Annotated in this window: 25 protein-coding genes; 7 read left to right on the top strand and 18 right to left on the bottom strand. The window is 70.9% G+C overall.

Features of this window, described 5'->3' with window-relative positions; genetic code table 11:
- Positions 1 to 38 precede the first annotated feature (38 nt).
- Together ACH5AC_RS02330 and ACH5AC_RS02325 are read left to right on the top strand one after the other, a co-directional pair.
- Positions 39 to 2,591: a hypothetical protein gene (locus ACH5AC_RS02330; protein ID WP_398859673.1), complete on the top strand. Its 2,553-nt coding sequence runs from the start codon at positions 39 to 41 to the stop codon at positions 2,589 to 2,591.
- A 30-nt stretch (positions 2,592 to 2,621) separates the two neighbouring features.
- Positions 2,622 to 3,128, top strand: a complete 507-nt coding sequence (locus ACH5AC_RS02325) for a hypothetical protein (RefSeq protein WP_398859672.1) — start codon at positions 2,622 to 2,624, stop codon at positions 3,126 to 3,128.
- Positions 3,129 to 3,146: 18 nt separating this feature from the next.
- On the opposite strand, the gene ACH5AC_RS02320 is transcribed toward ACH5AC_RS02325, so the two are convergent.
- Positions 3,147 to 3,569, bottom strand: coding sequence for a hypothetical protein (locus ACH5AC_RS02320; protein ID WP_398859671.1), 423 nt, complete (start codon positions 3,567 to 3,569; stop codon positions 3,147 to 3,149).
- A gap of 374 nt (positions 3,570 to 3,943) precedes the next feature.
- On the opposite strand from ACH5AC_RS02320, the gene ACH5AC_RS02315 reads away from it, so the two are divergent.
- A complete protein-coding gene (locus ACH5AC_RS02315) occupies positions 3,944 to 4,420 on the top strand; it encodes an immunity 49 family protein (protein ID WP_398859670.1) in 477 nt (158 codons plus the stop codon).
- 8 nt (positions 4,421 to 4,428) lie between these two features.
- On the opposite strand, the gene ACH5AC_RS02310 is transcribed toward ACH5AC_RS02315, so the two are convergent.
- The 7 genes from ACH5AC_RS02310 to ACH5AC_RS02280 all read right to left on the bottom strand — a co-directional run bounded on the left by ACH5AC_RS02310 (position 4,429) and on the right by ACH5AC_RS02280 (position 11,653).
- On the bottom strand, positions 4,429 to 5,013 hold the full coding sequence (locus ACH5AC_RS02310; RefSeq protein ID WP_398859669.1) for a DinB family protein: 585 nt from the start codon (positions 5,011 to 5,013) through the stop codon (positions 4,429 to 4,431).
- 77 nt (positions 5,014 to 5,090) lie between these two features.
- Positions 5,091 to 7,673, bottom strand: a complete 2,583-nt coding sequence (locus ACH5AC_RS02305) for a SpoIIE family protein phosphatase (protein WP_398859668.1) — start codon at positions 7,671 to 7,673, stop codon at positions 5,091 to 5,093.
- Positions 7,674 to 7,900: 227 nt separating this feature from the next.
- A complete protein-coding gene (locus tag ACH5AC_RS02300) occupies positions 7,901 to 8,308 on the bottom strand; it encodes an ATP-binding protein (RefSeq protein WP_398859667.1) in 408 nt (135 codons plus the stop codon).
- A gap of 202 nt (positions 8,309 to 8,510) precedes the next feature.
- Positions 8,511 to 8,930, bottom strand: a complete 420-nt coding sequence (locus ACH5AC_RS02295) for a (deoxy)nucleoside triphosphate pyrophosphohydrolase (RefSeq protein WP_398859666.1) — start codon at positions 8,928 to 8,930, stop codon at positions 8,511 to 8,513.
- A 31-nt stretch (positions 8,931 to 8,961) separates the two neighbouring features.
- Positions 8,962 to 9,174, bottom strand: a complete 213-nt coding sequence (locus ACH5AC_RS02290) for an SPOR domain-containing protein (RefSeq protein ID WP_398859665.1) — start codon at positions 9,172 to 9,174, stop codon at positions 8,962 to 8,964.
- Positions 9,175 to 9,494: 320 nt separating this feature from the next.
- On the bottom strand, positions 9,495 to 10,247 hold the full coding sequence (locus ACH5AC_RS02285) for a GntR family transcriptional regulator (protein ID WP_398859664.1): 753 nt from the start codon (positions 10,245 to 10,247) through the stop codon (positions 9,495 to 9,497).
- A gap of 161 nt (positions 10,248 to 10,408) precedes the next feature.
- Positions 10,409 to 11,653 (bottom strand): DUF4190 domain-containing protein, encoded by a 1,245-nt coding sequence (locus tag ACH5AC_RS02280; protein ID WP_398859663.1) that lies wholly within the window; start codon positions 11,651 to 11,653, stop codon positions 10,409 to 10,411.
- A gap of 122 nt (positions 11,654 to 11,775) precedes the next feature.
- Here ACH5AC_RS02280 and ACH5AC_RS02275 point away from each other — a divergent pair, with 122 nt between their 5' ends.
- Positions 11,776 to 12,984, top strand: coding sequence for a serpin family protein (locus ACH5AC_RS02275; protein WP_398859662.1), 1,209 nt, complete (start codon positions 11,776 to 11,778; stop codon positions 12,982 to 12,984).
- A 7-nt stretch (positions 12,985 to 12,991) separates the two neighbouring features.
- Here ACH5AC_RS02275 and ACH5AC_RS02270 read toward each other — a convergent pair whose 3' ends face one another.
- Complete coding sequence (locus ACH5AC_RS02270; protein ID WP_398859661.1) at positions 12,992 to 14,563, bottom strand: S8 family peptidase; 1,572 nt, start codon at positions 14,561 to 14,563, stop codon at positions 12,992 to 12,994.
- 393 nt (positions 14,564 to 14,956) lie between these two features.
- Between ACH5AC_RS02270 and ACH5AC_RS02265 the strand changes: the two genes are divergently transcribed.
- From ACH5AC_RS02265 to ACH5AC_RS02255, 3 genes are all read left to right on the top strand, one after another.
- Positions 14,957 to 15,946, top strand: a complete 990-nt coding sequence (locus ACH5AC_RS02265; RefSeq protein ID WP_398859660.1) for a TerC family protein — start codon at positions 14,957 to 14,959, stop codon at positions 15,944 to 15,946.
- An 82-nt stretch (positions 15,947 to 16,028) separates the two neighbouring features.
- Positions 16,029 to 16,919 carry a universal stress protein gene (locus ACH5AC_RS02260; protein WP_398859659.1) on the top strand — a complete coding sequence of 297 codons (891 nt, stop codon included), beginning with the start codon at positions 16,029 to 16,031 and terminating at the stop codon, positions 16,917 to 16,919.
- Positions 16,920 to 16,935: 16 nt separating this feature from the next.
- A complete protein-coding gene (locus ACH5AC_RS02255) occupies positions 16,936 to 17,451 on the top strand; it encodes an aspartyl protease family protein (RefSeq protein WP_398859658.1) in 516 nt (171 codons plus the stop codon).
- Between the two features lie 6 nt (positions 17,452 to 17,457).
- Here the strand turns inward: ACH5AC_RS02255 and ACH5AC_RS02250 are convergent, their stop codons facing one another.
- Genes ACH5AC_RS02250 through ACH5AC_RS02210 form a run of 9 tightly spaced genes read right to left on the bottom strand, consistent with a single transcriptional unit; the run spans position 17,458 to position 24,876 of the window.
- Complete coding sequence (locus tag ACH5AC_RS02250; protein ID WP_398859657.1) at positions 17,458 to 19,140, bottom strand: Na(+)/H(+) antiporter subunit D; 1,683 nt, start codon at positions 19,138 to 19,140, stop codon at positions 17,458 to 17,460.
- Positions 19,141 to 19,144: 4 nt separating this feature from the next.
- Complete coding sequence (locus ACH5AC_RS02245; RefSeq protein ID WP_398859656.1) at positions 19,145 to 19,465, bottom strand: hypothetical protein; 321 nt, start codon at positions 19,463 to 19,465, stop codon at positions 19,145 to 19,147.
- Positions 19,462 to 20,943, bottom strand: a complete 1,482-nt coding sequence (locus tag ACH5AC_RS02240; protein WP_398859655.1) for a proton-conducting transporter membrane subunit — start codon at positions 20,941 to 20,943, stop codon at positions 19,462 to 19,464. Before ACH5AC_RS02240 ends, ACH5AC_RS02245 begins: the two co-directional genes overlap by 4 nt.
- Positions 20,940 to 22,415 (bottom strand): monovalent cation/H+ antiporter subunit D family protein, encoded by a 1,476-nt coding sequence (locus tag ACH5AC_RS02235; RefSeq protein ID WP_398859654.1) that lies wholly within the window; start codon positions 22,413 to 22,415, stop codon positions 20,940 to 20,942. Before ACH5AC_RS02235 ends, ACH5AC_RS02240 begins: the two co-directional genes overlap by 4 nt.
- Entirely contained in the window at positions 22,412 to 22,834 is a 423-nt protein-coding gene (locus ACH5AC_RS02230) for a cation:proton antiporter subunit C (protein WP_398859652.1), read from the bottom strand. The genes ACH5AC_RS02235 and ACH5AC_RS02230 overlap by 4 nt, the downstream gene beginning before the upstream one ends.
- A complete protein-coding gene (locus tag ACH5AC_RS02225; protein ID WP_398859651.1) occupies positions 22,831 to 23,823 on the bottom strand; it encodes a DUF4040 domain-containing protein in 993 nt (330 codons plus the stop codon). The genes ACH5AC_RS02230 and ACH5AC_RS02225 overlap by 4 nt, the downstream gene beginning before the upstream one ends.
- The gene (gene mnhG / locus ACH5AC_RS02220; RefSeq protein WP_398859650.1) at positions 23,820 to 24,134 is read right to left on the bottom strand and encodes a monovalent cation/H(+) antiporter subunit G; all 315 of its coding nucleotides are present in this window, start codon (positions 24,132 to 24,134) and stop codon (positions 23,820 to 23,822) included. The genes ACH5AC_RS02225 and mnhG overlap by 4 nt, the downstream gene beginning before the upstream one ends.
- Entirely contained in the window at positions 24,131 to 24,412 is a 282-nt protein-coding gene (locus ACH5AC_RS02215; RefSeq protein ID WP_398859649.1) for a monovalent cation/H+ antiporter complex subunit F, read from the bottom strand. The genes mnhG and ACH5AC_RS02215 overlap by 4 nt, the downstream gene beginning before the upstream one ends.
- Positions 24,409 to 24,876, bottom strand: coding sequence for a Na+/H+ antiporter subunit E (locus tag ACH5AC_RS02210; protein WP_398859648.1), 468 nt, complete (start codon positions 24,874 to 24,876; stop codon positions 24,409 to 24,411). The genes ACH5AC_RS02215 and ACH5AC_RS02210 overlap by 4 nt, the downstream gene beginning before the upstream one ends.
- Positions 24,877 to 25,139 lie beyond the last annotated feature (263 nt).

The following is a 25,139-nucleotide window of genomic DNA, read 5'->3' as shown; positions in this document are numbered from 1 at the left end:
AGGCAACGCCAAACGGGACCTACGGGGGTGGGTGACGCGTGATCAAGCCGGGGGAGATCCCTCAGTTCACCGGCGATCTGGCCCAACTGGAGCTGGACCATGCCGCGTTGAAGAAGGACGCGGGGAACATCCGGACGACGGGCAGTGATGTCCATTCCAAGTTCCAGGGCCTGTCGGCGTTCTACCGGGCGCCGGAGGCGGAGCAGTTGTTCGCGACGACGAAGCCGGTGCAGGAGAAGGCGGACGCGTTCGCGTCGAACCTGGAGACGGTGTCCTCGGCGCTGTCCTCGTATGCGACGGAGATCCGTCCGCTGGTGTCGAAGCTGGCGGAGCTGAAGACGAAGGCGCAGACGTTCGTCACGTCGGTGAAGGACGATGACGAGTGGGAGTACGACGGGGACAAGGTCGAGGAGCACAACCAGATCCGTGACGAGATCACGGCGACGGTGGCCGCGTTCTGGGCGGCGGAGCGGACCTGCCACAACAAGATCACGGCGATCTGGGGCGGGACGCAGATGGTCGCCGGTGACGGCTCGGAGCGCACGGACCAGTACGGGTTCTCGGCCGAGGACATGCAGAACGCGCAGCTTCCCTGGGGTGACCCGGTGGAGGAGAAGCACCACTGGTACGAGGTCGGCCACTGGGTGAAGTCCTTCGTGTGGGACGGCCTGATCGTGGATGGCATCTGGGGCACGATCAAGGGCCTGGGCACGCTGGTGGGCTTCGGTGGCTGGGAGGCGATGGGCCAGGCGTGGAAGGGCCTGGCCCAGCTCGCGACCGGTCTGGCGATCACCGCGATCCCGATCGCGGGCGCGGCGTTCTGGGCGCTGCCCGACGACAAGCTCCCCTCCTGGATCCGCGATTCGCGCACCGCGATGAAGGAGACCGGCAAGGCGCTGGTGGCCTGGGACGAGTGGGGCAAGAACCCCGGCCGCGCTGCCGGTGCGGTCACCTTCAACGTCCTCACCACCGTCTTCACGGGCGGCGCGGGTGCGGGTGTGGCCGGTGCGGGCAAGGCGGGCGCGGTCGCGCGTGTCCTGGGTACGGCCGGCAAGGTCATCGACCCGATGACCTACGTTGCGAAGGGCGCGGGCGCGGGTCTGTCGAAGATCGGGGATATCTCGGCGGCGCTGAAGGGCGTCGGGAACATCGACATCCCGGCGATCCCGGAGAACGCGGTCCGGCTGCCGGAGGGCTCGGCGGTGCTCCCGGACGGCACGGTGCGGCTGCCGGACGGCGCGGAGGTCCCGGCGGGCGTGACCCAACTTCCTGACGGTGGTTTCAGGGTGCCCGACGATGTGCCGGTGGTGCACGAGAACGCGCTGCCGGTCAAGGCCGAGGGCGGCGATCCGACGCTGTACGCGGCGCCGGACGGCAACCTGGTCGACGCGCACGGCAACGTCCTGCTGGATGTGAACAAGCAGGGCCCGCCGGACATCGCCAACGGTACGTCCGGCCCGGAGGTCACCGGCCCGGCGGGCGCGGACGTACCGCGGGTGGACTCCCCGGTCCGGGAACCGGCCATGGCCTGCGCGGCCACCCACACCGCCGACAACGCCGGGCAGCACATCAGCCTCGGCAGCAGCCTGGACAACACCCTCGGCGACATCGGCCGCGCCCCGGACAACGCGGCGGTCCACGCGGGCGGCGACATCCCCACCGTCCATGCGGGCGGCGACCTGCCCACCGGCCGCGCCGACACCGCCAACCTGCCGACGAACAGCGTCGACACCCACGTCCCCACCGGCGCCGCGGACAACACCGCGCCCGGCACCGCAACGGGCGAGCACCTGCCAGGCAGCCACGCCGACGACGTCACCAACCCCGGCCGCGACCTACCAGGCAACGGCGACACCACCCTGCCCAGCCACGGCGTCGAGCCGCCCGCCGACACAGGCGGCCTGGACAACCTCGGCGGTCCCGGCGACGAGGCCATTCCCGGGCACGCCGACGACAGCGGCTCGATTCCCGCAGAGGGCGCCACGGACGACGCAACCGGCGGCCGCCCGGATTCGGGCGATACGAATGGCGGAGACGGCAACCCTTATGCCGGGCATGAACCCGATTTCTCCAGGCCTGCGTTGCTACCGGCCAACGGTCCCCTCACGTTGCGGGACGTCCGGTACACAGATGATGTCCGTACCCGTTGGGAGCGTGGTGAGGAGTTCCACCGCCAGATGATGGGGGGCGGGCCCGAGCGCCACTACCCGGTTCCCACAAACAGCGACCCGCAGTATCCGGTGACAGCCACTGGTGGGCGTAAGGTCGACGTACCCGTCGACATGCCTGACGGACGTACGGTCGCCGTCGAGGTGAAGACCTACGGGCCGTATCGCACCATCACACTGGACGATGGAACTCGCCAGGCGGTCAAGAACGAAGTGCCGCTCAGCAAGCACATCAAGGAACAGATCCACAAGGACATCGCGCTGCGGCGCATGAACCCCGGATATGACCCCCGGTGGTCATTCACGCACGCCGGCCCTTCCGCCGAACTACGCGCCTACCTCATGAAGGCGAAGATCATATTCGTCGAATATGGCCCTACCCCCAAGAAAGACCAGTGGGATGCACCCCGTAAGGGGAAGTAGACTCCAACCGAGTCGACTGGAAGGCTGTGCATGATGCAGGAGAAGACACCGGACGGATCGGCCGCGATCTTGGAGTGGACAGAGGGGGCACACCGCAATGCAGCCGGTCTTGCCTCCGTCCTCGGCGTAACACAGGAGCGGTACGCCGAGGATCCGTTGACTCTCATGCCCGCCCTGCAGAGTTACGTGGACCGGATCCCGCTGAACGAGTTCGAGCAGTCGGACTGGATCAGGCTTCACACGGACCTGACGTCATATTTGGGCGACCTGCTGGTACGTCGACACGGGGCCACCTGGACAAAGGTTGACGATGCGAGCTCACCGGCCGGCTATCGCTACCTTGTGGAAGCAACAGGACTGGACGGAAAGACACATCAGGTCGAGCCATATGACGTGGTCATGGAGGAATTCCACAACCTTCCGATCGAGATCGGACGAATGATCGCGAACGCGGAAGTCGTGCTGAATCTGACGCGACTCGTCGACGAGGAATCCCTCAGCAACATGTCGCTTGAGGAGCTGATGAGGGAAGACTGACGATTCCACAGGTTCAGCCTATGAATCAGCTGGCCCTGCCGGATGCAGGGCCAGTTTCACGAGAGTCCCCGACCTGTTAATCAAGAGGTCGGGGACATCGTCTTCGTAGAACCGCACCTGCCCGATGACTCCCTTCGTCTTCGCATGGGCGGCCAGTCTCCTGGCCAGCGAATCCAATTCGTCCAGGAACTCGGCATGCATCTCTTGACGCACGGTCAGGGACCAGCGGTCGGCGCTCTGAACCAGGTCGCCGACCAGAACTCCGCCAATACGTGCGGCGGGACCACGACCGGCCAGCAGAGGAACCCCGTCGTACATGTCTCCGACGGCGCGGCCGTCGTCATCCTCCACCCCAAGATGCCAGCGCAGATCGTCAAGTACGGCGCTCGGTACGGCGGGCGAGAGATCCAGGGCGAAGTCCACAGCGAACAGGTCACTCATACCGAAACCCTAATCAACCTGCGGCCTCGCTGACGCATGAATCGGCTCGGCATCCCTGACAGGAGCATTCCGTGAACTTCGTCACCAGCTTCGATCAGGCCCCGTCGGGGGCAGTAAAGCTGCACAAGGCATGCTGGGCCGACGGGACCGACGACCCTTCAGGCATGGTTGCTCTCGACCCCTGGCCTTCGTTTGCCTGGCGCACGGCGGCGGAATCCCCGTCGAGTTCACCTCCGGAAGCCTCCCGCAGCACCTCCTCCAGCGCGGCTGGCTGGGCGAGTTCGACATCTGAGGAGAACGCGGGCCGCTAAGACGTTCACGATGCCTCGGTACGAGATCGAGCAGGCCGTGAAGCGGCCCTGAGGAGGGCGTCAGTGGTCACGACCGTTCCCCGCCACGAGTACGCCACGGACGACGTGCCGGACACTTTGGGCACCCTCGACGAGACCGCGGCCTGGATTCTCGGCGAGTTCCCTACCTCGCCCGTCCTGCGTCCGCAGGCATTGAGCAGCGACCGCCTACGTCAGCTGGCCGAGGTTCCTGTCTCCTTGCTGCGCGCTTCCGGCGCGATGTTCGACGAGTACATCTACTCCTGGGTGGAGACGCTGCAGAGCTTCTGGCTCGGCCGCCAGGACGTGGGCGAGAAGCTGGTCGCGGCGGTCGACGGCACCGCCCCGGATGCGCTGCGCGCGCACAAGGCGTACTGGACCACCGACGAGGACCGCGCGACCAGAGCCGACGGCCTCATCGCCCTCGGCCCCCTCGCCATGGCCTGCCTCGCCCGCGACCAGGGCATCACCGTGGACGTCGAGTCCGAGTACACCATGCCGCACGGACATCAAGTCACGTGAGACAGCCTCTAAGCCTTGATTGGTGCGGCCGACCTGGCGGCCTGCTCGATCTTCGCGCAGTAGGCCGCACGGGCTTCCTCGTCGATCGGCTTCTCGTGTTCGGCGCGCAACCCGGTCCGGCCGTCGAGGCCCTCGCGCAGGATGTCGGCGTGCCCGGTATGCCGGATGGACTCGCCGAGGACATGGACCATGACGGCGAACAGGTTCGTGTCGGCATAAGGCTCCGGCCACCACGGCACGTGGCCGGGGGCGTCGAGGGGAAGCTCGTTGATCGTCGCGTCCGAGTGTTCCCACGTGCGCCGGTAGAACCCGATGATCTGATCGCGGGTCTCGTCCTCGGTCGCCCACAGGTCGCTGCCGTCGTAGTCCTGCCACCGGGGCAGCGGTTCCGGGGAAGGGCGGTCGAAGACCTCTCCGAAGTACCTGGCCTCGACGGTGGCCACGTGTTTGACCAGGCCGAGGAGGTTGGTGCCGGTCGCTGTCAAAGGTCGGCGGGCGTCGTACTCGGACAAGCCGTCGAGTTTCCAGAGCAGCGCCTTGCGGTCCCGCCGCAGTCTCCCGTGCAGGTTGTCTTTCGCGAATTCATCGATCACGCGGCATGAGCCTGCCATGGGCTGCTCGTGGTCTCAAGATCCCGTACGTGGTCCGCAACGGCTGGCAGAGCACCGGCTCAGAACAGGCTCAGCAGCGCCTCCGCCGGATCCGTCAGGCCCGTTTCGCCGTCAGGCAACGGGAGTTCGAACCACACCGTCTTGCCTCGGGGGGTGCGGCGGGAGCCCCAGGCGGCTGAGAGGAGGCCGACCAGTTGGAGGCCCCGGCCGCCCTCGTCCGTGTCGCGGGCACGGCGGCGGCGGGGCTGGACGAGGCCCGCGTCCCAGACCTCGCAGACCAGGGTGCGGTCCAGGAGGAGGCGGAGCCTGATGTCGCCCTCGCCGTAGCGCAGTGCGTTGGTGACGAGTTCGCTGACGAGGAGTTCCGTGGTGTCGACGAGGGCTTCCATGTCCCAGCTGAGCAACTGCCCGCGGGCGTACTCCCGCGCGCGGCCCACGCTGCGCGGCTCGCGAGGGAGTGTCCAGTCGCCCACCGAGTCCGCCGGCAGTCCCTGGACACGGGCCATCAGCAGCGCGATGTCGTCCTCGCCGTGGTGGGTGTCGAGGGTGTTGAGGACATGGTCGCAGACGTCCTCCAGGGGGCGGGAGGGGTCGGTGAGCGCGCCCACGAAGGCTTGCAGTCCCTCGTCCAGGGGGTGGTCGCGGGACTCGACCAGGCCGTCGGTGTAGAGGGCGAGGAGGGCGCCCTCGGGGAGTTCCACCTCGACCTCCTCGAAGGGTTCCCCGCCGACGCCGAGCGGCATCCCCGGCGGGACGTCCAGCATCAGCGCCTGGTCTCCGGGTTCGACCAGTACGGGTGGCAGATGGCCGGCGTTGGCGAAGGTGCAGCGGCGGGTGACCGAGTCGTAGACCGCGTAGACGCAGGTCGCGAGGTACACCTCGGACAGGTCCGCCTCGCGGGGACGGCGGGCCGCGCGGGTGGCCTGCTGGACGCCGCCCGGTGTGCCGAGGCCGCGCGCGATCTCGTCCAGCGCGGAGAGGACCTCGGCCGGTTCGAGGTCCAGCAGGGCCAACGTACGCACGGCGGTGCGCAGTTCGCCCATGGCCACGGCGGCGCGCAGCCCGCGCCCCATCACGTCGCCCACCACCAACGCCGTACGGTGGCCGGGCAGTTCGATGACGTCGAACCAGTCGCCGCCGACCTCGCTGGGGCGCCCGGTGGAGGCGTTCCCGGGAAGGTAGCGGCACGCGATGTCCAGGCCGGACGCCACCGGGTCGCCGGGCGGCAGCAGCGACCGTTGCAGTATCAGCGCCCGCTCGTGCTCACGCCGGTACAGCCGGGCGTTGTCGATGCACACCGCCGCCCGCGCGGCCAGCTCCACCGCGAGGTCCCGGTCCCGTTCGCCGAACGGCTCGCTGCCCTTGGTCCGGGAGAACCGCGCCAGTCCTACGACGGTGTCGTGGGCCACCATCGGCACGGCGAGCGTGGACTGCACCAGGCCGCCCTCCTCGCCGGGGATGGTCCGCGGGCGCGCGGTGCGCAGGGCGTCCGCGCAGGGCGAGTTGAAGGCGAAGTGGTGTACGGCGCCGACCGGGACGGGCGTGCCGGTGCCGGCGAAGGGCACGTCGGAGACGGCGGAGGCGAAGGCGACCCGGCGCAGCTGGGCGCTGCCGTCGGCGAGTCCGGGCGGGGTCTCGTCGCCGGCCAGCAGGCCCTGGTAGAGGTCGACGGTGGCGAGGTCGCAGAAGCCGGGCACGACCACGTTCAGCAGTTCCCGGGCGGTGGTCTCCAGGTCGAGGCTGTTCCCTATGCGTGCGCCCGCCTCGTTGAGAAGGGCGAGATTGCGCCGGGCGGCGGCGGCCTCGCGGGCGGCGGCGCGGCGGGCGGTGATGTCGAGGCCGAGCCAGGCGATACCGATGGGACGGCCGCTGCCGCTGTGCACGCGGTAGAGGTTGACGGACCAGTGGCGGCGGTCGTCGGAGCCGGGCACGAAGCCCGTGACGTGCATGTCGGTGACGGAGTCGCCGGTCTCCAGGACTCTGCGCAGCACCGCGGCGACCCGCTCGGCCTCCGGCCTGGGCAGATAGTCGTGCACGCCCTTGCCGCGGTGGTCGTCGGGGGTGCCGCCGAAGATCGAGGCGAACCGCCGGTTGGCGCGGCGGACCGTGAAGTCGGTGTCGATCAGCAGGAAACCGAACGGAGATTGGCCGAAAATGGACTGCGAGGCGGCCAGGTCGGTCTCGATGCTGCGCAGGGTGCGCACGTCCACGACGATGCACACGGCGGCGTGTTCGCCGTCCTGGGTGCGGGTCGGCATGACGTAGACCTCGGCGAGCCCCTCCTCGCCGCGGGTGCCGTCGGCCGCGTCGGGCATCCGGAAGGGGACGACCCCGGTCCACTCCCGTCCGTCGAGGATCTCCGCCATCTTCCGCTGGCCGCGATCGCGCAGGTCGGGGTCGATGAACGCCTCAATGGGGTCCATCCCGACGGCCCGCTCGGCCGGCACGCCGAGGATCTGCTCGGCGCGCAGGCTCCATTGGTCGACCAGTCCGTCGGCGCCGATGGAGAAGGAGGCGACCTTGATGTAGTCGTAGATCGAGCCGGGCGGACTGCTCTGCCACAGGGCGTCGCCCGGGGCCTTCGCCATCGCGCCGTCCGACGGGTCCTCGGACTCCGTGGCCTTCGCTGGTATCTCGCTCACGCGAACCGTCCCCTCCAGCTCACCGCGCCCGGCACCGGTCACCGGAGGCGGCTGCCCGCAGTATCCAGCACTACGGCGCCGCACGACACGGTGTTCACGATCACAGCACGGTCCAGGCGTTTTTTGGACCGTCCTGCCAGAACACTTCCACTCTTCTAACCAGCGGACACGTCGTCGAATCACACACTCGGGCAGTTCCGGGCGGCAGCTTCCGGCCGGGTGTCGACTCAGCCCGGCAACGCCAGTTCGAACCAGACCGTCTTCCCGGAGTCGCCGGAGCGGCTGCCCCAGCGGCGGGACGAGGAGGCGACCAGCTGCAGCCCCCGGCCGCTCTCGTCGTCGGGCCGCGCCACCCGCTCGCGGGGCAGCTCGGGGAGCGGGTCGGAGACCTCGACCAGCAGGACGTCGTCGAGGCCGGGCGGGCGGATCAGGCGGACGCCGATGGGCCCGGTGGCGTGCCGAAGGGCGTTGGTGACCAGCTCGCTGACCAGGAGGGCCGTGATGTCGCTGACACTGTCGAGGTCCCAGCCGCGCAGTGTGCTCCGCACGACGGCCCGGGCGGTGCGTACGGCGCCGGGGTCCGCGGGGAAGCTCCACTCGGCGCAGTCACCTTCGGTGTCGATCACGCGGATCACTTCCCGGGCCAGCGGGGTCCCCCATGTCCCGGTTTCGTGGGGTTAGTGGGCACATACCCGATATTCCGTGGGCGGTACCGCACGGCTGGGTGCACTGTGGGGAACGGCGTAACCGAAGTGCGCCCGGGAGTCGGAAGGCGCTGGTGTCGTGCGACCGCGGGCACGCGGGGGCTGGTCGCGTCCACGCGGCGGAGCCGCGTGGTCAGCACAGCCCCGCGCCCCTGACACGCCACCCGGCGATCACCTGCTGGACCGCGGGCACGTCCTGGTCCAGCCAGGCCACGTCCCAGATCTCCGCCGCGGTCAGCCAGCGCAGCTCGTCGTGGTCCTGGAGGGGGTGGGGGTCGGGGGAGCCGGGGCGCAGGCGGGCGGTCCAGACCCGTAGGACGTACGGCGGGCGCAGCGGCCACTCCCCCGGGATCCGGTCCAGCGCCTCCGCGTCGACGCCCAACTCCTCGCGCAGTTCGCGTTCCAGGGCGGCCTCGGGGCGCTCGCCGGGTTCGACCTTGCCGCCGGGCAGCTCCCAGCGGCCGGCGAGGTCGGCGGGTGCGCTGCGGCGCGCGGCGAGCAGCCGGCCCTCGTCGAGCAGGGCGGCTGCGACCACCACGATCCGTTCCGTCATGGGGCCGGAGCCTACGGGATGCCCGCCGGGGTCAGTTCCGGGTGCCGTCCGCGTTCCGGGAAGCCTGGGTCTGGGTCTGGCCGATGTGTTCGACCCAGTAGAGCTGTTTGTGGCCGCGCCGGTCGAGGCTGTCCGCGATCTTCTGGGCCTCGGCGCGGGTCGGGTACCGGCCCACGCGATAGCGATTGCCGTTGTCGTCCTGCCGGATGACGAGCCAGGGAAGTGAGATGGTGCCGTCACTCATCGCGCCCCTCGCTCCCTTCGCGCCCCGCCGTCTAAGGAAACCGCAATCCGCATATGCCCGAGCGTACGCCTTACCTTTACGCACCGAACACGCCTTTTCACGAAGAGGTACGCAACCAGCCAGAACGAAGGGGGCGCGCGAGCGCGAACGCGCCCCGCGCACTCCAAGACGCCTCCGGTCGCGGGCATGACGGGCAGATCGCGGGCGACCTGCGGCAACGACCGGAAACGACCGGATTCCACCGGCCCGACACACGAACGGAACGGCTCCTTACCGATTCCTGCCGGCGCGAGCACCGCGACGCTGTGCGCCCTGTGCGCTCACCGCACCGGCAGGTGGTACGCGACCCGGTAGCGGTCCGCGGGGATCACGACGTCGGCCGTCTCCACCGCGCGGCCGGAGGCGTAGTAGGTGCGCTGGACGACGAGGACGACATGGCCGGGGACGCCACCGAGGGCGAGGAGTTCCTCGGCGAGGCCGGGGCGGGCGCCGACCTCCTCGGTAACGTTGTCGACGATGACCTCGATGGCGCGCATGCGCTCGACGACGCCCATGCCGCCGAGGGGGCCCTCCTCGGGCAGCATCACGGGCGTACGGCCGGTGACGGCGAGGGGCTCCCAGGAGGTGGAGAGCATCATCGCCTCGCCGGCCTCCCGGAAGACGTATCGGGTGCACATGACGCGGTCGCCGGGCTCGATGCCGAGCCGCTCGGCGACCGCGACGCTCGCCTCGGTCTGCTCGCTGCCGGACTCCCAGGTGCCGCGCGCCTCGGCGTCGGCCTGCTCCTGCCGGAACGGGGTGGCCCCGCCGGCCGGGCGGAATCCGGAGCGGGCGATCCGGCGGGGCACGGGCCGCTCCCGGACGTACGTCCCGGAGCCGGAGCGGCCCTCGACCAGGCCCTCGGCCATCAGCACCTTGCGTGCCTCCAGCGCGACGGTGTCCGAGACGCCGTACTCCTCACGGATCCTGGCCTGCGACGGGAGGCGGGTGTGCGGGGGCAGTGAACCGTCGACGATCTTCTTGCGGAGATCACCCGCGACACGCAGGTACGCCGGCTGCTCACCGAATGTCACTGGCCGCTCCCATCAGGTTGTACAGACAGCAACAGCGTGGCAACGGTGGGTTGGCCCGTGCAAGCAAAGGCCAGAGAACCACTCGATGTGATGACATGTGCCGGGGAGGGGCTTTACGCAGGCACTTTCTCCCCGCTATGGGTGGCGATCATGCGCTCCGATCAGACGCTGAGGCCGTCGTCGGACGGCCCGGGGCCCTCGTCGTAGCCGTAGCCGTCGTACGACGGCGGGACGGTGGCCAGGCCGAGCGCCTCGCGGACCTCGACGGCCGCGTCGCCGTCGAGGTACCACTCGTAGCCGGCGTCGTAGTGCTCGTAGAAGGCGTCGGCGTCATCGGCGGTGGCGGCCTCGGCCCACTCGTCGGCGGCGGCCTCCAGGTCCTTGATCAGGGCGTCGACGGGCTCCTGGACGTCCGACAGCCAGACATGGGCGCGCAGCACCTCGGCCTCGGCGGCCAGCCGGCCCCGGACGTCCTCGGCCCATGCCTGGTTGCCCTCCAGGTCGTCCTCCGCGAGGTCCTCGGGCTCCTCGAAGAACACGTCGTCCACTTTGGCCATGGTGGAGAGGAAGAAGATCTGGTCGGCGTCGAGGGTGGTGGCGTCGGCGCGCAGCGAGCCGGTGAGCGTGTCCGAGCGGGTCGCGGAGGTGAAGACGCAGGTGATCTCGCGGTCGCCGTACTCCCAGCTGTCGCTGGTGGGCCACAGGTAGGACACGTCGACGTTCTCCGGGATCGCCCAGGGGTCCATGGCGTAGCCGCTCTGCAGCTCCCAGCACTTCTCCTCGGCCATGTCCTGGATCCGGCCCTTGCCCGGGTAGGCGCTCCCGTTCACCGGGACCACGGCGAACACCTCGGCGTCGTGCCGACCGGAGCAGGGCACCTCGTCGACGTGGTCGACGTAGTCGTCGAAGTTCTTGTCGGCGCCGGGCACGTCGAAGCAGTCGCCCGCCTTCAGGGCCGTGACCGAGCCGCCGTCGAGGCCCTCCTTGAAACCGGCCCAGACGGAGGAGGCGGCACCGGTGGACAGCGAGACGATCCACAGCGCGAGGCCGAGGGTCGACAGCACCGCACCGATGATCGCCATCGGCATGCCGCGCTCGCCCCGCTTGCGGATCTGCAGCAGCGCGATGACACCGAGGAGCAGCCCCACACCCGGCAGGAAGCACATCACCCCGAGGACGAGCGCCGCGATGGCGACCCCGTTGATCGCCGGCCGCTGGTTGAACGGGGTGTAGCCCTGTGCCCAGGGCTGGTACGGCGACGGCGCCCCCTGGGGGCCGGGGGGCGGGAAGGCGGCCCCGGGAGGCGGGAAGGCAGCTCCGGGCGGCGGGGCGGCCTGGCCCTGGGGCTGCGGAGCCCGGTACGGGTCCTCCGGCTGCTGGGGGTCGGAGGGCGGGGGTATGGACACGGGTACCGTGCTCCTGGTTCGAACAGCAGTGGGCACTGACGCGGGACCGGCGTACGGGAACTGACGTACGACGTGCGACAGACAACAGGGCGCATGTTAAGCGTGGGACGGGTGGGGTGGGTATGCGGGTCGCGAACGTGACGATCCGGGCGGTCAACGGACTGACCGCCCGCTGGGCCGCAACGCTCGACCCCGACTCCGGCTCCGTGCTCTCGGCGGCCGGGGTGTGGCCGCTGCTGGCCTTCCTCGCGGACGGGGCCGGGGGTCCCGCGCGCCGGGAGCTGGCGGACGCCGTCGGGACGGAGGCCGGGCAGGCGGCGGGCGCCGCGCGGGAGTTGCTCACCGCGATGGGCTCACGGGAGGGCCTCGACATCGCCGTAGGACTGTGGACGAAACGGACGGTCGAGCTGCGGGAGGAGTGGGTGGCCGGGCTGCCGGCGGGCGCGCACGGGGTGCTCACCGGGGAACTCACGGCCGACCGGGAGGCTCTGGACGCCTGGGCGGCCAAGGCGACCGGCGGGCTGATCCCGCGGATGCCGCTGGCGCTGACGGACGCCACGCTGCTGGTGCCGGCGAGCGGGCTGGCGCTGCGGACGCAGTGGCTGCGGCCGTTCGTCGAGCGGCCGCTGGCGCCGGAGGCGGGGCCGTGGAGCGACCGTCTGCTCCAGGGACTGTGCCGCAGGTCCGAGCTGCTGGACCGGATCGGCGTGGCGGACACCCCGCTGGGCCATGTCACCGAGCTGAAGGTGCACGGCGACAACGGCGTCGACGTCCATCTGCTGCTCGGGGAGGAGTCGATGACGCCGGGACAGGTGCTCGGCACGGGCGTGGACCTCCTCACGCGCCGGCATCCGCTCGTCCCGGGCAACCGGCTGCCGCACGGCGAGGTCGGCCCCGGTCTGAGCGTGGTGAGGCGGCGCGGCACCCGGCCGGACCCGCCGACGCTGGACGTGACGACGGTGGCCTACGACATCGCCGCCGAGCACGATCTGCTGCGGCACCCCGCGCTGTTCGGCCTGGACACGGCCCGGGACGCCGCACGCGGCCACTTCCCCGGCATCAGCGCCTTCCCGCTGGCCGTCCAGGAGGCCAGGCAGTCGGCCATGTCCAGGTTCGGGGCACGGGGCTTCAGGGCGGCGGCGGTGACGATGGTGCCGGCGGCCGCCGGGGCCGCCCCGCCGCCGGTCCGCTGGGTCACCTCGGCCGTCGAGGCCCGCTTCGACCGCCCCTTCGGCTTCCTCGCCGTGAACCGGCAGACGCGCCTCGTCCTCGCGGCGGGCTGGGTCACGGACCCGGAGCCCTACCGCGAGGACGAGTACCAGATGTCCTGACCGTGCGTCAGAACTGCAGCGCCCAGGCGTCGATCCGCCCGGTGTCGAAGTTCGCGTTGTCGCTGACCCTCAGCCGCCAGGTGCCGTTCGCGACCTCCGAGGAGGCGTTCACGGTGTAGGTGGCGTCGATGTTGTCCGAGCTGCCGCCCGTGCCGTAACCCTTGAGGGTGTACGCCGTGCCGTCGGGGGCGATCAGCTGGACCTGGAGGTCACCGATGTAGGTGTGGATGATGTGCACCTCGACGGCGAGGGCCGAGGGCGCGTTGCCGGAGACGCCGGAGACGGTGATCGGGGACTCGACCGTGGAGTTGTCGTTGATCGCGTAGTCGCCGGTGTTCTCGAAACGGTCCCCGGTGGGCGGAGGCGTGGTGCCGCCGTCGCCGACGTACAGCAGGCGGTTGGGTGAACCGCTGCCGGGGCTGGTGACGACGCCGGTGGTGGCGGCGGACGTCAGCGCGGTGGAGACCTGCGCGGGGGTGGCCGTCGGGTTGTCGGCCAGGTACAGCGCGGCCGCGCCGGCCACGTGCGGGCTCGCCATCGACGTACCGGAGATGGTGTTGGTGGCGCTGTCGCTGCTGTTCCACGCCGAGGTGATGGAGGAGCCCGGGGCGAACAGGTCCAGGACGGTGCCGTAGTTGGAGTAGCTCGCCTTGGCGTCGGTCGATGTGGTGGCGCCGACGGTGATCGCCTCGGTGACGCGGGCGGGCGAGCGGGTGGAGGCGTTGGTGGACTCGTTGCCGGCCGCGACGGCGAAGGTGATGCCGGCGGAGATGGCGTTGCGTACGGCGGTGTCGATGGCGGTGTCGGCGCCGCCGCCGAGCGACATGTTGGCGACGGCCGGCTTGACCGCGTTGCGGGCGACCCAGTCGATGCCGGCGACGACCTGGGCGGTCGTGCCGGAACCGGAGTTGTTCAGCACCCGCACGCCGACGACCTTCGCCTTCTTGGCGACGCCGTAGGAGCCGCCCGCGACCGTGCCGGCGACGTGCGTGCCGTGGCCGTGGCCGTCCTGGGCGGTGTTGTCGTTGTCGACGGCGTCGTAGCCGTAGGAGGCCCGGCCGCCGAAGTCGCTGTGCGTGATGCGGACGCCGGTGTCGATGACGTACGTGGTCACGCCTTCCCCGGCGGAGTCCGGGTAGGTGTACGAGTTGTTGCGCGGCAGGCTGCGCTGGTCGATGCGGTCCAGGCCCCAGGAGGGCGGGTTGGGCTGGGTCGCGTTGATGTGGAAGACGCGGTCCTGGACGACGGAGGCGACGGCCGGATCGGCGGCGAGACGTTTCGCCTCGACCTCGGACGCCTCGATCGCGTAGCCGTTCAGCGCCTTCGTGTACGTACGCTCGACGGTGGCGCCGTACTTGGCGGCCAGGGCCTTGCCCTCGGCGGTGCCGGCGCGGGCGGCGCCCGGCTTGAAGGTCACGATGTAGCTGTCGGCCACGGCGTTGGCCGCGCCCTCGTACTGGATGCTGCCCTCGGGGGCGGCGGTGGCGGGGAGGGCGGAGACGAGGCCCGCGGCGAGCACGGCGGTTGCCGCCGCGCTGATGGTGGCCAGTCTTCGCCGGGTGTAACGCATCACTGCCATCTGAGGGGTCCTCCTCAATCGGTGGTGCGCTGGTGGGGAGCGCGCGCAGGACGAACCGCATGATTGACGAGGTCATGTCAATCACGTGTGGTTCGTTTCTGTGCGTCAGCGGAAAGATTGGGCCTTCCACAGGAATTGCACAAGGGTCGTGCACGGTCGTAACACGCGCGCCACGCGCCGGACATGACCCGGGAAGCGCCCTCGACCGGCTCGGCCCCCAGGTCAGGCAGCGCCCGTCGGCCGTCCGGGAACCCGGCGAAGGACAGACCGCCCGGACATCCCCCGCGGTTCCCCGCGCGTGACGCGGGGTACCCGCCGTCGGGCGGCGACCAGCGTCGCGGGCCGAGGTTTCGGCGGAGGGCTGTCAGTCGATCGTGCTCAGGGGGCGGATCCGTGCATGACGTGCCGTTCTGGCTGTGGTTGGTGTTCGCCGGCACCGTACTCGTCTCACTGGCCGTCGATCTGCTCGCGCACCGGCGGGAGCACGCGATCGGCTTCCGGGAGGCCGCCGTCTGGAGCGGAGTCTGGGTGGGGCTGGCGCTCGTGTTCGGCGCGGTCGTCCATCTCGTGGTCGGCACCACCGCCGGGGTGGAGTACACCACCGCGTGGCTGCTGGAGAAGAGCCTGTCGGTCGACAACCTCTTCGTCTTCGCGCTGATCTTCGGCTACTTCCAGGTCCCGCGCGCCTACCAGCACCGGGTGCTGTTCCTGGGGGTACTGGGCGCCCTGGTCTTCCGCGCCCTGTTCCTCGCCGCCGGCGTGGCGGTGGTCAGCCGGTTCACCGCGGTGCTGTTCGTCTTCGCCGCCTTCCTCTTCTACAGCACGTACAAGATCCTCAGGAAGGAGGAGGGCAGCGTCGACCCCGGCCGGAGTCACGCCGTACGGCTGCTGCGCAAGGTCGTCCCCGTGCGCGACGAGTACGCGGGGCACCGGTTCTTCGTCAGGGAGGCCGGCCGGCTGGTCGCCACACCGCTGCTCGCCGTCGTCGCCGCGGTGGAGGGCGCCGACCTGGTCTTCGCCGTCGACAGCGTGCCCGCCGTGCTGGGCGTCAGCAACGACGTCTTCATCGTCTACACCAGCAACGCCTTCGCGATCCTCGGGCTGCGCGCCCTGTACTTCATGCTCGCCGGCCTGCTGGACCGCTTCCGGTACCTCGGCAAGGGCCTCGCGGTGATCCTCGCCTTCATCGGCGTCAAGCTGATCATGCAGGCGTCGCACGAGATCGTCAGCCCGGCCGTGCCGGAGGTGCACTCCTTCCTCAGCCTCGCTGTGATCGTCACGGTGCTGACCGTCTCGGTCGTGCTCAGCGTGCTGCGTTCACCGGGTGCCGACGAGCCGTCGCCGGACGGCGCCGCCACCGCACCGGAAGGTGACGGCCGGTGACGGCCCGCGGCTCTCGGCGCCACCCGGGCGTGCGTGGCTCGTCCCGGCGCGGGTACTCGCCCTGCCTCTTGTGGGAGGCGAGATGGCAGACCCCGGGCCCGTGATCGTCGGTGTCGACGACACCGACGACCAGGACGCCCTCGTGCGGTACGCGGCCCGTCAGGCCGTGCTGCGCGGCGTTCCCCTGAGCATCGCCCATGCCATCGGGATCCCGTGGCCCTTCGGGAACGCGGAGGAGAGGAAGACCGAGGGGGGATCCCTCGCGAGGCGGGGCGCGGAGGTGGTCGACCGGTTCGAGGCGGTGGCCCGGGCGGCGTTCCCCGACCTGACCGTCGTGGGCGAACTGCCCTTCGGCGACCCCGCCGGGACCCTGCTGAAGCGCTCACCGGAGGCGTCCCTGCTGGTGCTGGGACACCGCGGCGCCGGTGGCTTCCCCCGCCTGCCCCTGGGCTCGGTCAGCCTTCAGGTGGCCACGCACTCCGAGTGCCCGGTGCTGGTCATGCGCCCGGGCGCATCGGCCGAGCGCCCCGGCGAGCGCGTCGTCGTCGGCGCCGACGTCGTGCACTACGCGCCGGAGGTCGTCGAGTTCGCCTTCGCGGAAGCCGACCGGCGGGCGGCCCGGCTGGAGGTCGTGCACGCGTTGCACCGGCACGCGCTGCTGCCGGACGGTCCGAGCCACGTCACCTCCGCCGAGCCCGACGTGGGCGAGACCGAGGCGCGGGCCCGCCGGTCCCTCCAGGAGCGGATCGCCGGACCGAGCGCGCGGTACCCGGACGTGCGGGTCGCACTGCGCACCGTGTGGGCGCGTCCGGCGACCCACCTGACCGAACTGTCCGAGACGGCCGATCTCGTCGTGGTCGGCTCACGCGGCCGTACGGGCCTGCGCAGGCTTCTCCTCGGGTCGGTGAGCGGCGAGGTCCTGCACACGGCCCGCTGCCCTGTCGCCGTCGTCCCCGCGGCCGCGAGCGGGTAGAGCGGGAGGCGCCGCCATGTTCCCGCGCAAGGGCTGTGCCGCAGGCGCGGCGGCGCTGTGCCTGGCGGCCGTGTCCCTGACGGGATGCACCGATCCGACCGATTCCGGCACACCACCGCCCGGCACGGCCGACAGCCACCGGATCCCCCTCACGGTCGTCGAACGGGCCGGTCAGACGATCGTCCTCGTGCCCGTCACCATCGAGGGCGAGGGCCCCTTCACGTTCCTGCTGGACACCGGGGCCTCGTCCAGCGCCGTCGACGACGACGTCGCCCGCGACCTGGACCTGCCCGGCACGGGGGAACGCCGGCCCATCAGCGGCGTCGTGGGGACCGATCGCGTGCCCGTGGTCGAGATGCGCGACTGGGCGGCGGGAGAGGTCCCCCTGGACGACGTGGAAGCCAGCGTCGTCGACCTGCCGGAGGGGCGGGGCGTCCAGCGCGTCCAGGGCCTGCTGGGCTCCGACGCCCTGAGCGGCCTCGGACGGATCACCATCGACTACGACAACGAGGTGCTCCTGGCGCCCCGGTGAGGGAAGCTACAGCAGCGTCAGCAGGAGGACCGTCCCCAGCAGGAGGACCGTCCACCAGACCATCAGATGGGTCGACCACGGAGTCGTCAGCTTGGTCTCCGGGCGCAGCAGCCGAGTGGTCTGGGTCCACACGGTGGCGCCGCCGTGGCGGAGCGGTGGGGCCACACTGCGGCGCAGGCGGGGGACTGCGCGGGTGAGTGCCTGCCAGGTGCGGGGCAGCAGGCGCCGGTAGACCACGTCGGTGTCGAGGTTGACCGAGCGGAGTTCCGGTGGGTAGAGGCCGGTGCGGACCAGCACGGTGAAGGCCATCGAGGCGAGCAGGAGCAGTTGCAGCTGGTTGATGACGTGCGCGGTGGTGTAGGGCACGTAGTCCACCGGGTACGGCAGAAGCTCGTACAGGAGGTTCGGCGCCACCCCGATGCCCACGCAGATCAGCGCGGCCAGCGTCATGGCCACGCGCATGTTCAGCGGGGCCTCGGCCACCCGGTGGCCCCGGTCGTGGGCGAAGAAGGCGAAGAACGGGATCTTGATGCCGGCGTGGTGGAACACACCGGCCGACGCGAAGAGGAGCAGCAGCCAGACCACGGTCAGGTGTTCCAACCCGGCCGCCTCCATGATCATCGACTTGGTGGTGAAGCCCGAGAAGAGCGGGAACGCCGAGATCGACGCGGCCCCCACCACGCACAGCGCGGCCGTCTGCGGCATGGACTTGTAGAGCCCGCCGAGTTCGGAGCCCTTGATCGTGCCGGTGCGGTACAGCACGGCCCCCATGCTCATGAACAGCAGCGCCTTGTAGACGATGTGCGCGAAGGCATGGGCGGCGGCGCCGTTGACCCCCAGCGCACCTCCGATGCCGACCCCGACGACCATGAACCCCAGCTGGTTGATCAGGCTGTACGCCAGCACGCGGCGCAGGTCGTTCTCCAGCACGGCGTAGAAGATCGGGAACACGGTCATGGCCGCGCCGACCCAGATCAGCAGGTCGGTGCCCGGGAAACCGCGCGCCAGCACGTACACCGCGAGCTTGGTCGTGAACGGCGACAGGGCCACCGCGCCGACGACCGTGGCCTCCGGATAGGTGTCGGTCAGCCACGCGTGCAGCAGCGGGAACGCGCACTTGATGCCCACGCCCAGCAGGATCAGCGCGCCGCCGGGGCTGTCGAGCCCGAGATAGGTGAAGTCCAGCCCCTCGCCGGCCTGGACGCGCTGTGCCGTTCCGGCGAGGATCAGCAGCCCGGCGACCAGCTGAGCGACCAGGTACCGCATGCCCGCTCGGTAACTGCGTTCGGTGCGCCTCGCCCAGATCAGGAAGGCCGACGACAGACTGGCGAGCTCCCAGTACACGAGCAGGGTGATGAGGTCACCGGCGAGCGCTCCGCCGACCGTGGTACCGGCGTAGAGCAGGACCATCGCCTGCTGCAGCGGGTCGCGCAGGTGCAGGGCGTAGATCGAGGTCAGCAGCGCGGCGACCAGGAAGCCGGTGGCGAACACGCGGGACAGGGCGTCCACCCGTACGGGGGTCAGCTCCAGGCCGAAGAGCGCGAACCCGGCGGCGGGGCCCTCGGGCAGCAGCCACAGCACGACCAGGCCCGCCACCGGCAGCAGCACCATCAGGACGCGGCGCGGCAGACCGCGCAGCAACGGCACTCCGGCCGCGCCGAGCATCAGCAGCAGAGCGGGACTGATCAACGGGCTAGTCGTCATCGCGGTCCCGTTCCGGCGGCTCGTAGTAGTCCTCGTCGCGCCGCAGCAGCCGCCGCAGCCCCTTCGCGGTGAGCACCAGGGTCACGCTGCTCACGAAGCCGAAGACGGCGAAGAACCCGGGCCACCGCTCGACGGAGAAGTAGGGGTGCTTGGCGTAGAGGAAGTCGGCCAGCAGGGCCATCAGGCACAGCACGGCGAGGCCGTGGACGAGGCGGGTCACGTTGCGCGGCTCGTCCAGCCAGCGGCGGTCGTCGGGCCGGCGGTCGTCGGGCTCGCGGTCGTCACCGAGCCGGCGGCGGTCGTCGCTCACGGCAGCTCCAGCGTTCCGGCCAGGGGGTCGAGCACCGCGTCCGCGCCGAAGAACAGCGCGACGCAGCCGAGCGCGGTCAGGACCAGCGGCCCGGTCATCACGAGCGGGGCGTCACCGTGCGCGAACGGTGCGGCCGGCGGCCGCAGGAAGGCGCGCACCACGATCGGCATGAGATAGGCCGTGGCGAGCAGGGAGCCGATCAGCAGGACCGCGAGCGGCACGATCTGGTCGGCCTCGGCAGCGCCGAGGAGCAGCAGCCACTTGCTCCAGGTGCCGCCCGTGGGCGGCAGGCCGATGATCGAGACGGTGGCCGTCAGGAACGCGGCGAACGTCCACGGCATGGCGCGGCCGAGCCCGTCGAGTTCGCTGACGCGGGTCTTCCCGGCCGTGACGGCGATCGCGCCCGCGCACAGGAACAGGGTGATCTTGCCGACCGCGTGGGTGACCAGGTGCAGGGCGCCACCGGCGGCGGCGACGTCGTGGGCCAGCGTCGCGGCCAGCACGATGTAGGCGAGCTGGCTCACCGTCGAGTAGGCCAGCCGGCGCTTGAGGTCGTCGGACCGTATCGCCACGATCGCGGCGGCGACCAGCGTGAACGAGGCCACCCAGGTCATCGGCGCCGCGGCACCGCTCTCCCGCAGGGTGTCCAGGCCGAACACGTACACGGCGACCTTGAGGACCGTGAAGACGCCCGCCTTGACCACGGCCACCGCGTGCAGAAGCGCCGACACCGGCACGGGGGCCACCATGGCGGCGGGCAGCCAGCGGTGCACGGGCATCAGCGCCGCCTTGCCGATGCCGAACAGGTAGAGCGCGAAGAGCAGGGTGAGCACCCCCGCCCCTGCCTGCCCGGCCAGGATGCCGCCGGGCCGGAAGTCGGTGGTGCCCGCCAGGACCCACGTCCAGACGATCGCGGGCAGCAGCAGTCCGACGGAGGTCACCAGCAGCAGCACCACGTAGGTGCGTGCCCCGCGCCGGGCCGTCCGGTCGCCGTGGTGTGCCACCAGGGGCCAGGTCGCCAGGGTCATCAGCTCGTAGCCGATGAGCAGGGTGATCAGGTTCGCGGACAGCGCGATCCACATCGCGGACGCGATCGACAGCGCGAAGAAGGCGAAGAACCGGGCGTGCGCGGGCTCCCGCGCGGCGCGCAGGTAGCCGGCGGCGTAGACGGTGGTCACCGGCCAGAGCACGGCGGCGACCGACGCGAACAGCAGGCCCAGCGGTTCGAGCGCGAACTCCAGCGACAGGCCGGGCAGCCACGTCCACAGCTCGAAGCGCAGCCCGTCGTCGGCCATCGGCCACAGGGCCAGTACGACGCCCGCGAGCGCCACGCCTGAGGCCACCGAGGCCGCGTCACGGCTGAGCGGCCGGTGCCGCAGCAGCAGTACGGCACCGCAGGCCAGCAGGGGCAGGGCCACCGCTGTCGGCAGGGCGGCGGCCCGGTCGGGGGAGGTCCAGGCGGCGGTCAGCTCGCTCACCCCCCTCGTCCGAGCAGCGCCGAGGCCGCGGCGTCGGCGAGGTGGGCCGGCAGGGACGCGTCGATGCCGAAGGAGAGGGACAGCAGGACGAGGAACCAGATGGCCGCGACCATCGACGCCGGTGGGCGCGGCGGTTCGGGCCCGTCGGGCGGCTCGCGGAACCAGGCGAACTCCACGACGCGGCCGACGTAGACCAGGGCGAGCAGCGAGCCGGCCAGCACGGCCGCCAGCACGGCCCACTGGCCCTCCTCGACCAGCGCGGTCACCAGCGCCCACTTGCTGACGAAGCCCGCGGTCGGCGGCACCCCGACCAGGCCGAGACCGGCCACCACGAAGGCGGCGAACGTCCACGGCATCCGGCGCCCGACCCCGGCCAGCGCCGACAGCCGGACCGAGCCGAGCCGCAGCATCAGCAGCCCGGCGATCGCGAAGAGCGCGGCCTTGGTCACCGCGTGCATGATCATGTGCAGATACGCGGCGGAGACACCGGCCGTGGTGGCCAGACCGACTCCGGCGACGATGTAGCCGACCTGCGCGACGCTCGACCAGGCCAGCACATAGCGCAGGTCGTCCTGGAAGCACGCGGCGGCGGAGCCCACCAGGATCCCCAGACAGGCCAGCAGCAGGGTGATCCGGTCGACGGGCATCGTCCCGAACACCAGCGACGCGCCGAAGACGGTGAACGCGAACCGGCAGAACACGTAGATCGCGACCTTGGTGCCGGTGGCGGCGACGAACGTGCTCACGGCGGACGGCGCCTCCCCGTAGGCCGCGGGCAGCCAGGCGTGCAGCGGGAAGACGGCCATCTTGACCGCGAGCCCGACGAACACGAAGACCACCGCGGCCTGCAGCGCGCGGTTGTCCTGGCCGCCGGTGAGCCGCTGCGCCAGGTCGGCCATGTTCAGGGTGCCCGTGACCGCGTAGGCGAGGCCGATGCCGATCAGCAGGAACGTCGCCCCGACGGTGCCGATCACCAGGTAGCGGAAGGCGGCCAGCAGCGCCTGCCGGCGACGCCCCATGGCGATCATCGTGTACGTCGCCAGCGAGCTGATCTCCAGGAACACGAACGCGTTGAACACGTCGCCGGTGATCGTGAGCCCCAGCAGCCCGGTCAGGGCGAGACACAGGCAGGCGTACAGCAGCGTGGCGCGCCGGGCGTCCAGCTCCGCCGCCACACTGCGGCGGCTGTAAACGGCGACGACCACGGCGGTCAGCGACACCAGCAGCAGCAGCGGCGTGTTGAAGCCGTTCACCACGAACTCGATGCCGTACGGCGCCTGCCAGTCGCCGATCGCGTAGCGCAGCGCCCCGCCGCTGTCCACGCGCTCGGCCAGGCTGACGGCGCAGGCCAGCGAGGCCAGGGCGGCGGCGAGGAACAGCAGCCACGCGAAGAGCCGTGAGCGCAGCAGCACGCACAGCGGCGCGCACAGCAGAGGGGCCGCCACCTGGAGGGCGGGCAGCTGAGCCGTCATGAGCCGCCGCCGTCGTGCTCGGCGGCGCGGTGGCGCTCGGCGGCGCGCTCACGGTCGTGCTCGGCGGCGCGGTCGTCGCTGTCGCGTTCGAGGACCTCGTCCTCCTCGACGGTGCCGTACGCCTCGAAGATGCGGACGGCCAGGGCCAGTCCCACGGCGAGGGTGGCGACGCCGACCACGATGGCGGTGAGGATCAGCACCTGCGGCAGGGGGTGGGAGTAGGTCTCGACGTCGTCCGAGATGATCGGCGCGCTCCCCCCGTCCCGCTTGCCGAGGCCGATGTAGAAGAGGAAGACCCCGACCTGGAAGAGGCTGAGGCCGATCAGTTTCTTCAGCAGGTTGCCGTGGCTGATGACGACGTACAGCCCGATCAGCATCAGGGCGAAGAACGTCCAGTAGACGTAGTGGGAGGTGATCACCGCGACACCCCCCGGCCCGCGAAGCCGAAGAAGATCGTCGTCATGACGGACGCGACGGTGATGCCGATGGCCGTCTCGACGACCAGGATCCCGACGTGCTGCCCGGTCTCGGCGTGGCCGGCGAGGACGTCGTAGTCCAGGAAGGAGCCGCCGAGCAGCATGGTGGTCAGGCCGAGCCCGATGTAGAGCAGCAGGCCGAGCGAGACCAGGAACCACAGGGCGGCCCGCGGCACGACGCGCTGCGCCCGGTCAAGACCGAACACCAGGCCGTAGAGCACGAACCCGGACGCGAAGATCACGCCGGCCTGGAATCCGCCGCCGGGACCGTAGTCGCCGTGGAAGAGCACATAGAGCGCGAACAGCAGGATGAACGGCATGAGCGCGCCGCTGACCACCCGGATGACGCGGTAGTCGGCGAGGTGGAAGTCCGCGGTCGGCCGGGTCTGCTCCGGCCGGGCCAGCGGGCCGAGCAGCGACAGCACGGCGAGGCCCGCGGTGAAGACGACGACCAGCTCACCCAGCGTGTCGAGCGCTCGGTAACCGGCCAGCACCGAGGTGACCGTGTTGGGGATGCCGATGTCCTCCTGGGACCGGTGCAGGTACACCTCCGTGACCGGGTGGCGCTGCACCGGGCTGTCGGCGCTGCCGAACTCCGGCAGGTCCAGGGTGGCGTAGCCGAGGGTGCCGCCGACCAGCAGCACGGCGATCGCGCCGGGCAGGCGCCGCCGCCGTGGGGTGACGGACTCCCAGGAGCGGGTCAGCGCCAGCACGCCGAGGATCAGCACAGTGCTGATGCCGACACCGACCGCGGCCTCGGTGAACGCCACGTCCACGGCGTCGAGGAGGACGAAGAGGCACGCGGTGGCCAGGCTGAACAGCGCGGCCAGCATGGTGGCCTCGTAGAGCGCGCGCAGCCGGGTGATGGTCACCGCGGTCGCCGTGAGGATGGCGAGGAGTGACACGTTGATCACGGTGAAGGTCGTGGTCACTGGCGCGGATCGCCTTCCCGCCACATGGGCACGCCGTCCCGTCGCGCGGCGTGCGCCAGGATGTGCGTCGCGGTGGGGCCGGTCAGCGCCAGGAACAGCAGGATGATCAGCAGCCGCATAGCGGTGTCCCACGCGTCCACCCGCAGCAGCAGGCCCAGCAGGATCAGCCCGGCGCCCGCGGAGTCGGTGACGCCGGCGGCGTGGATACGGGTGTAGAAGTCCGGGAAGCGCAGCATGCCCACGGCACCGGTGAGCACGGCCAGGGCGCCGACGATCAGCGAGACGCCGCTCAGTACGTCGAGAACACTCACGCTCCTTCGCCTCTCTCCGCGTCGCTCAGCAGTTCCTGGTAGTGGGTCAGGCGGAGCACGGCGACGGTGGCGACGAAGTTGACCAGGGCGTAGAGGATCCCGATGTCGAGGAACTCGGGCCGGCCGAAGAGGAAGCCGGCCACCGCGACGAACAGCACGGTCTTGGTGCCGAACGTGTTGACCGCGAGGATGCGGTTGTAGCGGCCGGGGCCCAGGAACGCGCGAAGCAGTGTGAGCACCATGGTGACCAGCAGCGCCGCCATGACGGCGAAGATCATCGTCGCGCCTCCGTCTGCCGCACCCGGCTCAGCATCCGTCCCTCGCGGAGCTCCTCCACACCGGACCGTTCCAGGCTGTGCACCTCGATGTGGTCCGCCTCCACGTCCAGCGACAGCGTGCCCGGGGTCAGCGTGATCGAGTTGGCGTAGACGACCTGCGACAGCTCCGGCAGGTCCTTCGCCGGCGTGGGCTCGACCACGGGCCGCAGGTCCGGCCGCGGCGCCCAGACCCGCCGCGTCACCGCGACCGTCGAGACGAGGATCTTCCCGCTCAGCCACAGGAAGTACCACGGCAGCCGCAGGGCGAAGGCGACCGTCACGTGGTGATCGAGTCCGGCCCGCCGCGTCAGCCAGCAGACCACGGCGACCGAGAGGGCGCCCAGCGTCAGCAGCAGCGGCCCGTAGTGGCCGGACAGCAGCAGCCAGAACACGGCGGGAAGCGGAGCGGCCTGCAGAAAGCGCAAGGCGCCCCTACGCCGGAGGTGCTCCCGAGCGCCCGCGGCGCCGGCCGAATCCCGGCTGAGCAGACTCACCCGACTCCCTCACGACCACACCACCCGGCCGACCTGCCCCCGAGCGCGACACCCCACCGAGCCCGCCCGCCCCTCGCCCACGACGCTCCGAGGGCCGCCGAGGCATCCCCGACAACCACGGCGCTCCCTCGCCCACTCCGCCCGGCAGTCCCGGCCGACCCGCACGAAGCCCCGGCGGACGGCAAGGCGTCCCC

Origin of the sequence: Streptomyces sp. NPDC018693, from assembly GCF_044391385.1 — a bacterium.
Lineage (GTDB): Bacteria > Actinomycetota > Actinomycetes > Streptomycetales > Streptomycetaceae > Streptomyces.
Note: the sequence above shows the minus strand (reverse complement) of the source record. Positions and strands in the feature narration are given on the sequence as shown.

Bases quoted from the DNA above. Each gene is read 5' to 3' on its own strand.
- ACH5AC_RS02325 (WP_398859672.1), top strand. From the start codon at position 2,622: ATGATGCAGGAGAAGACACCGGACGGATCGGCCGCGATCTTGGAGTGG.
- ACH5AC_RS02320 (WP_398859671.1), bottom strand. From the start codon at position 3,569: ATGAGTGACCTGTTCGCTGTGGACTTCGCCCTGGATCTCTCGCCCGCC.
- ACH5AC_RS02295 (WP_398859666.1), bottom strand. From the start codon at position 8,930: ATGACGGAACGGATCGTGGTGGTCGCAGCCGCCCTGCTCGACGAGGGC.
- ACH5AC_RS02290 (WP_398859665.1), bottom strand. From the start codon at position 9,174: ATGAGTGACGGCACCATCTCACTTCCCTGGCTCGTCATCCGGCAGGAC.
- ACH5AC_RS02275 (WP_398859662.1), top strand. From the start codon at position 11,776: ATGCGGGTCGCGAACGTGACGATCCGGGCGGTCAACGGACTGACCGCC.
- ACH5AC_RS02270 (WP_398859661.1), bottom strand. From the start codon at position 14,563: ATGGCAGTGATGCGTTACACCCGGCGAAGACTGGCCACCATCAGCGCG.
- ACH5AC_RS02260 (WP_398859659.1), top strand. From the start codon at position 16,029: ATGGCAGACCCCGGGCCCGTGATCGTCGGTGTCGACGACACCGACGAC.
- ACH5AC_RS02255 (WP_398859658.1), top strand. From the start codon at position 16,936: ATGTTCCCGCGCAAGGGCTGTGCCGCAGGCGCGGCGGCGCTGTGCCTG.
- ACH5AC_RS02235 (WP_398859654.1), bottom strand. From the start codon at position 22,415: ATGACGGCTCAGCTGCCCGCCCTCCAGGTGGCGGCCCCTCTGCTGTGC.
- ACH5AC_RS02215 (WP_398859649.1), bottom strand. From the start codon at position 24,412: ATGATCTTCGCCGTCATGGCGGCGCTGCTGGTCACCATGGTGCTCACA.